The organism is Catenovulum sediminis, assembly GCF_007289895.1.
Classification (GTDB): Bacteria; Pseudomonadota; Gammaproteobacteria; order Enterobacterales; family Alteromonadaceae; genus Catenovulum; species Catenovulum sediminis.
On the sequence record NZ_CP041660.1, the window covers coordinates 3855320 to 3867688 of the forward strand.

The 12369-nt window shown below is 39.1% G+C and carries 14 protein-coding genes; 1 reads left to right on the forward strand and 13 read right to left on the reverse strand.

Annotated features, from left to right (window positions below; all coding sequences use genetic code 11):
- Positions 1-12 precede the first annotated feature (12 nt).
- The 8 genes from egtB to FNT16_RS16460 form a co-directional block, all read right to left on the reverse strand.
- Complete coding sequence (gene egtB, locus FNT16_RS16425) at positions 13-1176, reverse strand: ergothioneine biosynthesis protein EgtB (protein WP_143872601.1); 1164 nt, start codon at positions 1174-1176, stop codon at positions 13-15.
- A gap of 170 nt (positions 1177-1346) precedes the next feature.
- Positions 1347-3746, reverse strand: a complete 2400-nt coding sequence (locus tag FNT16_RS16430; protein WP_143872602.1) for an efflux RND transporter permease subunit — start codon at positions 3744-3746, stop codon at positions 1347-1349.
- A gap of 8 nt (positions 3747-3754) precedes the next feature.
- A complete protein-coding gene (locus FNT16_RS16435; RefSeq protein ID WP_143872603.1) occupies positions 3755-4672 on the reverse strand; it encodes an MlaA family lipoprotein in 918 nt (305 codons plus the stop codon).
- Positions 4673-4700: 28 nt separating this feature from the next.
- Positions 4701-5696, reverse strand: a complete 996-nt coding sequence (locus FNT16_RS16440) for a mechanosensitive ion channel family protein (protein ID WP_143872604.1) — start codon at positions 5694-5696, stop codon at positions 4701-4703.
- A gap of 123 nt (positions 5697-5819) precedes the next feature.
- The gene (locus FNT16_RS16445) at positions 5820-6011 is read right to left on the reverse strand and encodes an exopolysaccharide biosynthesis protein (protein WP_143872605.1); all 192 of its coding nucleotides are present in this window, start codon (positions 6009-6011) and stop codon (positions 5820-5822) included.
- A gap of 59 nt (positions 6012-6070) precedes the next feature.
- Positions 6071-6316, reverse strand: a complete 246-nt coding sequence (locus FNT16_RS16450; protein ID WP_143872606.1) for a hypothetical protein — start codon at positions 6314-6316, stop codon at positions 6071-6073.
- A gap of 9 nt (positions 6317-6325) precedes the next feature.
- Complete coding sequence (locus FNT16_RS16455; protein ID WP_143872607.1) at positions 6326-6748, reverse strand: hypothetical protein; 423 nt, start codon at positions 6746-6748, stop codon at positions 6326-6328.
- 6 nt (positions 6749-6754) lie between these two features.
- Entirely contained in the window at positions 6755-7087 is a 333-nt protein-coding gene (locus tag FNT16_RS16460; RefSeq protein WP_143872608.1) for a DUF883 domain-containing protein, read from the reverse strand.
- A 369-nt stretch (positions 7088-7456) separates the two neighbouring features.
- Here FNT16_RS16460 and ttcA point away from each other — a divergent pair, with 369 nt between their 5' ends.
- Positions 7457-8353, forward strand: coding sequence for a tRNA 2-thiocytidine(32) synthetase TtcA (gene ttcA, locus FNT16_RS16465; RefSeq protein ID WP_143872609.1), 897 nt, complete (start codon positions 7457-7459; stop codon positions 8351-8353).
- Between the two features lie 53 nt (positions 8354-8406).
- On the opposite strand, the gene FNT16_RS16470 is transcribed toward ttcA, so the two are convergent.
- The 5 genes from FNT16_RS16470 to FNT16_RS16490 form a co-directional block, all read right to left on the reverse strand.
- Positions 8407-9246, reverse strand: a complete 840-nt coding sequence (locus FNT16_RS16470; RefSeq protein WP_143872610.1) for an MlaA family lipoprotein — start codon at positions 9244-9246, stop codon at positions 8407-8409.
- Positions 9247-9314: 68 nt separating this feature from the next.
- The gene (locus FNT16_RS16475) at positions 9315-10025 is read right to left on the reverse strand and encodes an MBL fold metallo-hydrolase (protein ID WP_143872611.1); all 711 of its coding nucleotides are present in this window, start codon (positions 10023-10025) and stop codon (positions 9315-9317) included.
- A 52-nt stretch (positions 10026-10077) separates the two neighbouring features.
- Positions 10078-11319: a c-type cytochrome biogenesis protein CcmI gene (gene ccmI, locus FNT16_RS16480; protein ID WP_143872612.1), complete on the reverse strand. Its 1242-nt coding sequence runs from the start codon at positions 11317-11319 to the stop codon at positions 10078-10080.
- On the reverse strand, positions 11316-11789 hold the full coding sequence (locus tag FNT16_RS16485; RefSeq protein WP_143872613.1) for a cytochrome c-type biogenesis protein: 474 nt from the start codon (positions 11787-11789) through the stop codon (positions 11316-11318). Before FNT16_RS16485 ends, ccmI begins: the two co-directional genes overlap by 4 nt.
- Before the next feature lies 1 nt (position 11790).
- Positions 11791-12366: a DsbE family thiol:disulfide interchange protein gene (locus tag FNT16_RS16490; protein WP_342779145.1), complete on the reverse strand. Its 576-nt coding sequence runs from the start codon at positions 12364-12366 to the stop codon at positions 11791-11793.
- Positions 12367-12369 lie beyond the last annotated feature (3 nt).

Below are 12369 nucleotides of genomic sequence, written 5' to 3' on the forward strand. Positions count from 1 at the left end.
TGATTTTTTGTGTTATTTAGCCAAACGGATGCCTGAAAATTGCCATTGCATATGCGGATAGAAAAAATTTCGATAAGTACAGCGCGCGTGACCAGATGAAGTTGCAACCGATGCACCCCGTAATACCATTTGATTAGCCATAAATTTTCCGTTGTATTCCCCGACTGCGCCTGCTTTAGTCGCAAAGTTTGGATAAGGTAAATAAGCAGAAGACGTCCATTCCCATCGCTTGCCCCACGCTAGCTGCTGACTAGCCACTTCCCATTCAAACTCTGTCGGCAATCGCATTCCTTTCCAATTGGCATAAGCTTGCGCTTCGTAATAGGATACATGACATAGCATGGCTTCAGGATCAACCGGTTTAAGACCAGCCAAAGTATAATAAAACCACTCTCCATTGACTTTATGCCAATATAAAGGGCTACTTATTTTTTGCTTTTGCAACCAACTCCATCCATCGTCTAACCAATAGCTGAAGTTTTGGTAACCTTGCTGTTCAATAAATTCGATATACTCACCATTGGTTACGAGTGCTTTGTTGATATCAAATGAAGGTAAATAAACCTGATGTCTTCCCAATTCATTGTCAAAACAAAAGCCCTCACCTTGATGACCAACCGCATATAAATTTTCATCTATCTTCAGCCAACCGCTGGCATTATTGTGATCTTTAATTAAGTTAAAATCGGCCTGATATACCGGATGTAATTCATTTAACCCAAACGTATATTTTAAATCTGTTAGTAACAATTCTTGATGCTGCTGCTCATGATGTATACCTAAGGTGATGAGATCCTTGACCTGCTGATTGATATTTTTTGACAATTGAGATGGGGACAAAAGTTTTTTCATATGTTCATCAACACAATGGCGGTATTGATACACTTGTTTTACCGTTGGCCGACTGTAAATACCTCTTTGATTTCGAATTGCTCTGCGACCAATTGATTGATAATAGCTGTTAAATAAAAAGCTAAACTGGGGATCAAATTCTCGATAGCCTGGTAAATATTCTTTTAAGATAAAAGTTTCGAAAAACCAAGTGACATGCGCCAAGTGCCATTTCGGAGGGCTGGCAAATTCAACCGCTTGCGGCACAAAATCTTCGACTTCTAAAGGCTCGCAAAGCAGTTCGCTGACTCGGCGGGTTTGCAAGTAGGCGTCTAACAACATCATGTTTTGCCCTCTGTTATCTATCCGTTATCTATCCGTTTTAAATAAGCTTCAGTGCCAGAACATATTGATAATAGTCCTACCCACTAAATTTCGCCAATTTGGCGCCTATCGCATTGTGGCTATCACATTGTGCATTTCGCGCGCGCTCCCTTATTTGCCGATAAACGCCTTTATTTTCGGATAAATTTAGTCAACATTACTGGCAAGATAGTAATATCGGTTATTAATGCGACAAACATCGCAATCCCCGTTAACAAGCCAAACAGCATACTGGGTACAAAGTTAGAAAAAACCAGCATACCAAAACCAATTATGATAATGGTTGTCGTGTAAACAAGCGCATATCCAACAGATAAATTTGTCGCTTCGATTACATTCCCGTCGTTATGCTCCTTTAATTCTTGTAAATACCGATGTACATAGTGAATGGTATCATCCATTGAGATCCCCATTGCCACTGTGGCTATCGTCATTGTCATTAAATCAAGTGGTATCGCAAGCCAGCCCATGATCCCCATCACAATTACGGTTGTAATAATATTAGGTACCAGCGCTATCAGAGCTATTTTCCACGAAGAAAAAATCAGCAATAATACCAAAGCCATTGCGATGTAAACCACAAGCAAAGTGGTAATTTGAGAATCTACCAACTTTGTTAAAATATCCTGATATAAAACAAATAGACCGGTCAATAGATACTGTTCATCTGAGATACCTAAATCAGCTAGGTTTTGCTTAATTGTTGCTAACAGCGCACCTCTATCAAGACCTGCTTTACTATCCTGAATACGGGTGCTGATTCTGACTTCGTTATCGCTTTTTGAAAAATAGGCAGCAAAAAGATCTTGTCTCAACTCTTTGTCTAAGCTTTTGTACAACACTGTCAACTCGTACTCAGTCAATGGTTTCCCATTAACGACTTGTGCAATTTTAGTAAAGTCGGCCAGTGAGGTTATGTTACCCATAGCAGATTGTTGCGCGAGCATATCTTGTATGTCAGCAACTGACTGCACAGCCTCGGCCGATAATATTAAGTTTTCTTTAATTTGAGAGGGTGGAATTTTATAAATCACATCTAAACTGGTTGAGCCACCAAACTGCTGGTCTATGTAGCTCAACTCTCGCCTGACATCGGTAGATTCGTCAAAGTAGTTTAGAAAACTGTTTTCAGCTGTTAATTTAAGACTGCCGATGCCTATACACAAGGTTATCAACACAGTGAACACGACAAGCAAACGCGTCGAGTTTTGCGTCAAACCTGCGATACCTCGCATGCTATTTTCGATGAGTTTATGTTTTTCAACATGAGCTTTTACTGAATAAAACGTGATTAATAATGCCGGAAAAAAAACCAGACTGACAGCAAAACTCACCAGCATGGCCAATACCATCATCCAGCCGAAGCTGATAACCGGCTGTACAGAGCTTAATATCAACGTGCCGAAGCCGATTGTTGTGGTAATGCCGGCAAATAAACAGGGTTTGATTTTGCTTTTAATGGTTTCTGTCACCAAAACAACTTGGTTTGTTTGATGCTTAAAGTTTTGTTGTGACGCTTGTTCGCGTTGCACAATTTCCTGGTAACGTACAATAATATGAATGATCATTGCTAACGTTAGAATAATTTGTAGCGCAATGACATTGGCAGAAATGACCGTTACTTTTAAACCAAATAACGCTAACAAACCCAAAGTTAGCAAAACACTCGTTGCGCAGCTGATAACGGGTAGCAATACCCAGCTGAATTGACGAAACAAATACCAAAGTAAAAATACAACGACCGACAAAATCGCACTACCAAATATCAATAAATCACTTTTAATAATATTAATCAGTTCATATGCCAATAAATTATTGCCACCTAAGTAAAATTCATCTTGTTGGCCGAACTGCTTTAAAATTGCCCTAATTTGTTCAATTTCATTTATTCGTTTTTTATCTAGCAGTTTATTAATACGTTCAATCTGAGCTTGTAATTGTTCGAGTTTTTGCTTTTCTTGGGTGTTTAGCTCTCTGTCTAGCAAATGTTTTTTAATCTCTACACTTTGCTGTTGTAACTTGGATAGTTTTTCAGGTGTGTTAAAAACAACCTGCATTGACAAAGCATCTTGCGCCTCGTTGATTAATAGCCCTTCATATAATGGATGACTGTTTAAACTGAGTTTTAAAGTTTGTGCATCATATTGTTGGTTTTCCCAAGTGAGACTATTTACATCGGCAGAGATACCATTTGCTTGTGTAAATATGGGGACATTAACTATGCTGCGCACTTGTTTAACACGTTGTATTTTTTTTATCTGTGCGCTTATATCTAAGATTTTTTGTAAGCTAGCCGGCTCAAATATATTTTTCGCTTTGGGTTTATAAGCAATCAAAATAAATTCTTGTGTAGCATATTTTTGATCAACAATTTGCGTGTGAATATGATGCTTGTTGTTTTCTACCAATAAGGTATCCGCTGACGCATCAATTTCAAAGTATTGTGCTTGCCAGCCTAAAAATGCCAATAAAATCGTAAAACATATGCATATCCCCCAAGATAGAGCACGCATTTTAGTATCTTTACTCATTTAAAACCCTATTCATCCGAGTTCTCAGAAGCCTGCAACGCTTCAGCTTGCTGCTCTTCAGCTTGTTGTTGATCTGCATTCTTCTGTCCTTTCGTTGTTTGCAAGGCCGTAAATTGTCTCCCCTGATAAAACTGAGCATCACGTTCGCTGGTTTGCATATATAAATTGCGGATGAACTCATATTCATTATCAACACCTTGCAGCACTTGTGGATAGTTGGATAAAAACGGAACTTGCGCATGCACACTGCCAGACGTGCGAATATGTGTCGCCGCTTGTTTATCATTTATTTGATTGATTGGATGCAATAGATAATCAAATGAAAATGAAGCCAAGTCGCGATAATTCGACGGACCAATAAAAGGCAATACCAAATACGCCCCCTGACCAACCCCATAAGAGGCTAATGTATGGCTGAAAGTGGTTTTATTTTGCTCAATTTCAAACCAGACATCTGCCGGATCAAACAAGCCTAACAAGCCTATTGTTGTATTAACCACAAAACGCGTCATGCTTTGCCCTGAATTGGCAAATTCTCCCTGAAATAAATGGTTTAAGGCAAATAATGGTTCTTGTAAGTTGTTAAAAAAACTGCCGATACGTTTATCGACAGGATCCGGTACAACTGTGTTGTAGCCTTTACTGATTGGTGTCAGTGCATAACGGTAAAAAATATCATTAAATTTAAAGATGGGTTCATTGATAATACGCAGCGGGTCTTCAACTTCTTGGTAGGATACAACTGTCAGACCTTGTCCGATAGCTTCATATGGCCCGACTGGCTGCTCAGCGTTTTCTATAGTTTGTCCAGAATTTTTCTCTACTTGGTTATTGGCTGTCGAGGCACAAGCTGACAAAAATACGGTGAAAATCAGGGAGACGATACACCAAGCATACGTCTTGTTTGAAAGATGATATCGTCTCATTAACTTGCATCTCCATGAGCCACTAAAGTTAGGCTTGTGTATTTTCACCCGAGTTATCAGATGTATTCCCTTTTACTGCATTTTGCTTTGCATTGCCTGAACTGTGTTTACTCGTATTTGTCGAGGTACTTTTAAAGTTAGATAGCATAGCATCCAGCTTTTCTCCACCTTTTATGCCAAAATCCAATGTGCGAATTGGGAATGGAATTAATATATCCGCGTCATTTAATGCATTGCGTACTGTTGCTATCGCTTTGTGTCTGGCCACCATAAAGCCAGGCTCACCTGGGTAATCAATCCAAAACCAGACTAGTAGATTAACTGAACTATCGCCAAAACTTTCAGCATAAACATCGGTCTCCTCCTGATTGATTACAAAGTCGAGTTTGTTAATTGCATTTATAATGACTTCTGCCGCTTTTTCAGGATCATCGGCGTAAGAGATACCCACCTTAATTTCAACCCTTCGATGCCCTAACATAGAATAATTAGTTAGTATATTTCTGAATAAAATTTTGTTTGGTACTATCTCTAGTTGACCATAAAAAGTTTCAACTAATGTGTTGCGCAAATTTATCGCGGTCACTGTGCCAAAAACACTTTCGGTTTCGATAATATCACCAATTTGAAATGGTTTACGCACGCCCATTGCAATACCCGCAATTAGGTTTTCAGTCATATCCTGAAATGCAAAACCAATAGCCAAACCTATAATGCCCGCACCTGCTAATAACGATGTAACCGTACCTTTTAGGCCCAATAAATCTAAGCTGATAAAAATACCGGCGATCAATACACAAACTTTGATAATTGCGGACAGTAAATCCGCTGTCTGGCGAGACTCAAGACCACGTTTTAATAATTTATTGCTGGCGCTGCCAGCCAACTTCGCTAAAAAAGCAAAACAGAGTACAACAACAATCGCAACCGCAAGATTCGGTAAATTTTTTATCGCAGCCTCTAGCCATGATTGCAAGCGCTCATCGATTAATGACCAAAACTTTTCCAAATCAAGAAACTCCATAACTTCTCCTAAATACAACTGTAAATCTTTATTAGATTCACTTTAATTTAATATAAAAACCATTATAAACAATAAGTTAAAATAAAACGCCTACACTGATAGCTCCACCAATTAACGCTGCTATTAAACCCAAGATAACAACGAGCCCATCATTCGTGCTAGGGCAAAAGTCACTCGCACTAATGGCACCATCAACAAAGCGCCAAAGCCGCGCTTTTCAAAAGTTGCAACTAAATCACCAAACCTCACAACATCCTTTTGAGTTGTATCATCAATGCCATTTAAAATAGTTTTAAACTTAACCACTTCACTCATATTTCTATCCTTTGCCCATATTGATAAATGCGGATCTGTTGAAGTTTTACAATAAAGGTTCACAGAGATACAAATTTTGAAATTAACATTACCCAATTTAACTTTTCATTTGTCACTTCTTTGTTGACCGTTCCATGAATAAAGCCAAGTGAAAATATAATAGCCAGTCCGGAGGGCGATGATATCGCTTCTTTGCTTTGTTTTTCCGCCTGCTGTTTGATAGTGCTGTGATTAATAGAAACGATTTGATAATTTAATTTAGCAGCCTTAAGCTGCTGTTTTTCTTGCGTCAAAAAATCAATCATTTGAATACCTTATTCAGAATGAGAAAAAAATGCATTGATAGATTCACGCAACGGAATTGCCTGTTTGGCTTGTTTAAAAATATGTCTCAGGGCAAATAACAAAACAAAATTAAATATGAGTATTGTTGCGAACACCCAGTACCAAAACAAACCCGCTTGGCTTAGCCCGTACGCTATACCGATATTAATGACAATCCATATTGTCATTACAACACCTGCTAAAAGTAATACACTTATCAAGCAGATAAAAAGTGCTTTTAAAGAAACGCTCGCATCTGCTAAGACCAGTCTCCTGGAAGCATGCCATTTATTTTCGTATGAAGTAAATGTTCGCTTCCAGGATTCTAATGCTTGTTTTAGCAGCACGTCATCCGGCACTTTTTCAGCATCTTCTTCAGCTTGAGAATGTGCATGCGTTTCGTGCTCATTCATTATTTGTTACTTCTTTTTAATCAAGATTGAAGATAACAAAGCACCCGCGGCAAATGCGATACCAGCTGTCGCGACAGGGTTGTTATCCACGTAATTTTTCAATGCTGACGATTGCCACATGTCTTTGGCTTGAGCTTGTTTTTCATGCATTGTTTCTGCCGACTGCGCTGCAGTGGCTCTTACTTTTTCTTCCGTTTTCGCAGCTTGTTCAGATATTGAATCTACACTATGGTGTAGGCTTTCGGATACGTTGTCGGCAATGGGAGTTGATGATTCGGCGACAGAATTTGCAGAGTTTGCAACTTTTTTTGCAGCTGTTGCCGTATTTGTATTAGCCATTATTTCCTCCATTAATTTGCAAAAGTTGAAGCACAAGGTAATTTTAGCTGTACAGGTTTAACGCTTATTTGCCTTGCTTACCTGCCCCCCAAGCAAACCCTATTCCACCCACATAACCAACTGTATTCATTACTTTTTTTAAATTTTACTTGTTGGTATTTGAATAAAAACTTGTAATTTTTTCTCAGCCCTTGCAAATAATACACACTATTCCTCATCTAACTCGTTTACCTCAATACACATCTACTTTAGATTCTTATTTATTATCATGGCAGGCATTGGTAGAATGCCCCCGCCTTTATTTTGGGCCTTCCGGCTTTTTTATTTGTTAGAAAAGTTCTGCAATTTATTAATTAAGTAGTGTTAAAGATGGCAAATCAAGATCCTCGAAAAATCATTCATGAACAGAACAAGTTAGAGAAAAGACTTAGAAATAAAGTCGGAAAGGCGATTGCCGAATACAACATGATTGAAGAAGGCGATGTGGTCATGGCGGCAATAAGTGGCGGAAAAGACTCATTTGCGATGCTGGATATTCTGCTTAGTCTGCAAAAATCTGCACCTGTAAAATTTGAGGTCATTGCTGTTAACCTCGATCAGAAGCAACCTGGCTTTCCTGAGCACATTTTGCCTGAGTATTTCGAGTCGCTCAATATTCCCTACTATATTGTCGACAAAGACACCTATTCTATCGTAAAAGAAAAGGTACCAGAGGGGAAAACCACTTGTGGTCTTTGTTCACGTTTGCGCCGTGGAACCTTATATTCATTTGCTGAATCTATTGGCGCGACAAAAATTGCACTCGGCCATCATTTAGATGATATTGTTGAAACGCTTTTTTTGAATATGTTTCATGGTGCAAAACTGAGTGCCATGCCACCGAAGCTCAGATCGGACGACAAACGTAATGTAGTTATTCGGCCGCTCGCATTTTGCCGTGAGAAAGATCTGATTAAATTCGCCGATATTAAAAAATATCCTATTATTCCTTGCAATTTATGTGGTTCTCAAGAAAATCTGCAGCGACAAGCAATTAAAGCAATGTTACTAGAATGGGATAAAAAGACACCTGGTAGAGTTGAAAACATCTTTAACGCAATGAAAAATGTCAGTCCGAGTCAACTGGCTGATATTAGCTTGTTTGATTTCGCCAACTTGCCAATTGATCGTAACGAGGCGAGAAAATCTTATGACTTTTCTGAAGCGACTGTATCATCCACTAACCTAGACGACTCGTTGATTATTGACGTAACTAATATTAACTAATATTTAAGTATTCAGCTTTTGTGCGGCAGTTTGGGCCGCACAATCGAGCAAAGCTATTTCATATCGTCTAAAAAAGCCTCGAAATCTTCTTCTTCTTGTTGGCTTACCTTTGGCTGTGGTACGTTGCCATCATATAAGTCGTATTTGACGCGCTGAAAGTATGCCTCTTTGACAAACAAATAGGGATCCATACTGTCTTCTAACAGTTGCTCTTGGTCCATCAAACGAATTCTACCTTCCAACGCTTTAACACCAACACGAAATGCTGAAACCCAAAGCGTTAAATCATTAAGCGGAAAATAAGCCGAATCAACAAAATCGCCACTTAAATTGCGCGCATCATTTGGTCCCATTGCCGGCAACATCAGATAAGGACCAGTAGAAACGCCCCACTTACCAAGCACCTCGCCAAATTCTTCTCGCTTATCTTGTAAACCGATATGACTGCTAACATCAATCAAACCTAGAACACCAACAGTAGAATTTATTAAAAAGCGCCCTGTACTCGTCAGAGCTTCCGCTGGTTTGGCTTGTAACATATTATTGATAGCAGAAGACGGCTCTTCTAAGTTATTGGCTGCATTTAATAAGCCAGTGCGAGCAAAAGAAGGCATATAATTTTTATAGCCAACCGCCATTGGTCGTATTAGATATTTATCTAAAATATTGTAGTTAAAGTCCCAAATTGCTCGGTTAACAGATTCAAATGGGTCTCTATCATCATCTTGTGTTTCTTTAACAACAGTTTGATTTTCAATTAAAGTAGCTTGCGTGCTCGTTACGTTCGTTGCGCTCGATTGTGCATTCTTTTGAGTTTCAAGCCCATTTGAAGAAGCACAACCTGTGAGCAGCAAACAGACAAAAATAGTGGTGTGTAACAACCGATTCCTCATTGGTTTTTCAATTCCTATTTCTTCGTTTCATTATTTTTTAATCTGACCATCAACAGTCAACCTAATACCTAATACCACTGCAGCAAATCAACGCGGATATTTTTTGCACTCACCAACTGACTGAACGCGTTAATATCACTTAAGCCTTCAGTACCGCGGTAATGATAAGGTATCGCAATTTTAGGTTGCATTTCGATAACTGCAGAGGCCGCTTGCTGTGGTGTCATTGTGTAAGGTAAATTCATACACACAATCGCAATATCAATATTTTCAAGTGCTCGCATTTCAGGTACATCTTCAGTATCACCTGAAATATAAATCCTTTTATCAGAGAGCGTGACAACATATCCGTTACCTCGACCTTTGGGATGATACTTGAGCCGTGATTCTGTCAGGTTATACATAGCTACCGCTTCGACGACCATATTTTTCATTCGCAGCGTCTCACCATTATTGATTGCTTTACCCTGACCTAATTGCTTTATGACTGCTTTTGGTGCCAGTATATTGGTTTCAACCCCCGCTAATTTTTTAACTAGGTCAAGTTCCATGTGGTCATAATGAATATCGGTTATTAATATCACATCCGGCCGACCAAACTGCCTGAATCGTTCTGCATCACCAACAGGATCAACAAACACGGTTAGCTGTTTGGTTTGCATGACAAAAGTCGCATGCTCAATCGGTGTTATTCTTATCGAACCATACAAAGCAGGCTCACCTGCCAAACTGATAAAACTCAAACAACAAAGTAACGCAGACATTACATAAGTTTTCATATTCGTTCATCCCTTTATATTTATTTGCAACTCACTTTCTACTGAAACTGAATCAGAGCATTAATTTTAAACTTGTACTATCTGCCAATGTTAACTCCTCGCTGTGCTGCTCTATTTCATCTTTACTCATCATAACATCAGCATCTTTTGATAAGCGCACAGTGACAAAAGCAGAACTAAGAGAAGACAAATTAAAACCATCCATCATCGCATGCTGATCACTTAACGTGACCTTTGTAGGTATTTGGCCATTTTCTATTGGTAAACGAACAACTGCCGCCGGAGGCCCTGACAATTGAGGCCGTGCAAATACCACCAAAAATTTAAATTCATCAATAATACGCTGAGTACTTTGTGTTAGTTCAATTGTCAACTCAATTTGCTTACCCACGGACGTTGTTTGCTCACTTACAGTCTCTTTATTTTGTGTCACATTCGGCGCGTTAGCAAGCTCTGGTAAAGTTTGTAAAATGGCATTACGACGTTGATCCGTCTCTGGTAAATAGCGCAACGCATATTTCCAGTACTCTTGGGCAGTCTGACGATTACCCAATTGCAATGCTACATAACCTGCCATGGTGAGTGCTTCAGCGTTTTGTGGGTTATTTTGCAACAGCTGATTGTAAATTCGACTTGCGCGTTTAAGCGACTTTTCATCCCCCACCGAAATCAAGGTCTGTGCCAAGCTCATCTGTGCAGGGTATTGATTAGCATCAATTTTTAAACTGCGTTCAAATGCTTCAATAGCTTCACCTAAAATACCGGCTGAGTATGCGACCCGACCTAACAACAACCAACCTGTTGCATCATCTGGTTTTGTGGCTAGTTGCGTGCGTAATCCTAAATAAAATTGCTGCAACTCTTCTTGACTAAAATTTTCATTACCAGAAATCAGTTTTTTGCCTAAATCAGGTGTCTTTTCTTTCGCCTGATACCAGTTTTGCATTTGCTCGGGTTTCCCTTGCCACCCGTAAATCAGAAAAGATATCAAGAGCGTAAAGACAGGCAGCAACCATAAGCTTTGACGGTGTATTTTCGATGTGCGATGCTGTTTATTACCTGAAAGTTCAGCGGCCAACTGTATGGTTAAATCGTCTTTTGCGGCCTCATAGGCGTCTGACTCAATTTTACCTTGTGTAAGGTCATCCTTTAAATCGGCTAGTTTTTCTGCATATAGCGTTTTAACCCTGGATTCATCAATCTGCAGTGCATGCTTTTTTCTCATCCAAGGTAATAGTACGGCAATACAAGTAATCAGAGTTAACGAGGTTAACAGCAAATACAATTCGTTCACTTCTTTTCACCTTCTTCTTCAATTTGCTGTAACAGCGCCTTTGCCTGTGCAAGCTTATCAACACTCACTTGCGTTTCATCTTTTTGCTCACGTTGACCGCGCTTAATAACAAATAAAACTAATGCGGCTATCAGGCTTAAAGGTATTAACCATAACCAAATGGTTAGCCAATTAAGGGGCGGATCATAATGCACAAACTGGCCGTATCTTTGCACCATAAAATCAACCACTTGCTCTTTCGATTGACCTTCTTTAACCAATTGATAAGTTTTGTTTTTTAAGTCAATTGCAACCATCGCATTAGAATCTGCTATGTTTTGATTTTGACACTTAGGACATCTTAATTCATTCACCAATTGCGAAAAAACTTTAGCCTGTTGCGGATCTTCAAATGGATAATCTTCTTCAACAGCCAGCGCTGGAAAAGCAACTAAAGTAAAAATAAAGATGATATTAAAAACCCGATGCATGTTAGCCACCCTGTTTTAATTGACGGATTAAAGGCGCAAATTCTTTTTCCCAAACCCGTTCATCTATCGCGCCACGACGGTGTGCTACGATAACGCCATTTGCATCCAACAAAAAGCTTTCAGGTGCACCTGTCACACCAAGATCGAGTGAAAGATCTCGATTCACATCATAAATATTAAAACGAAATGGATTACCCAGTTGAGACAGCATTTGTTTAACGTCTTGCTGCGTTTGAATTAAATCAACGCCTGAAAATACAGCTTCAGCTGCATTATCATAATAAACACCGATTATACGGATGCCCTGCTCACTTAGACGCGTCATAAATGGCAGCTCAACACGACAAGTAACGCACCAAGTTCCCCAAACGTTAATCAAGGTGACCTCGCCTAACAAATCCGCTTTGTTATAACTTTTGTCTGGATTCATTAAGTCATTTAATTTAAATTCTGGAAACGGACGTTGTAAATTTGCATTTTCAATATCCGTTGGATCCGAATACAAGCCTTTATACAAAAAGATACTGATAAATAAAAACGTGATAATTGGGACTAGAACTTTAAAATTTTTCATCATTTT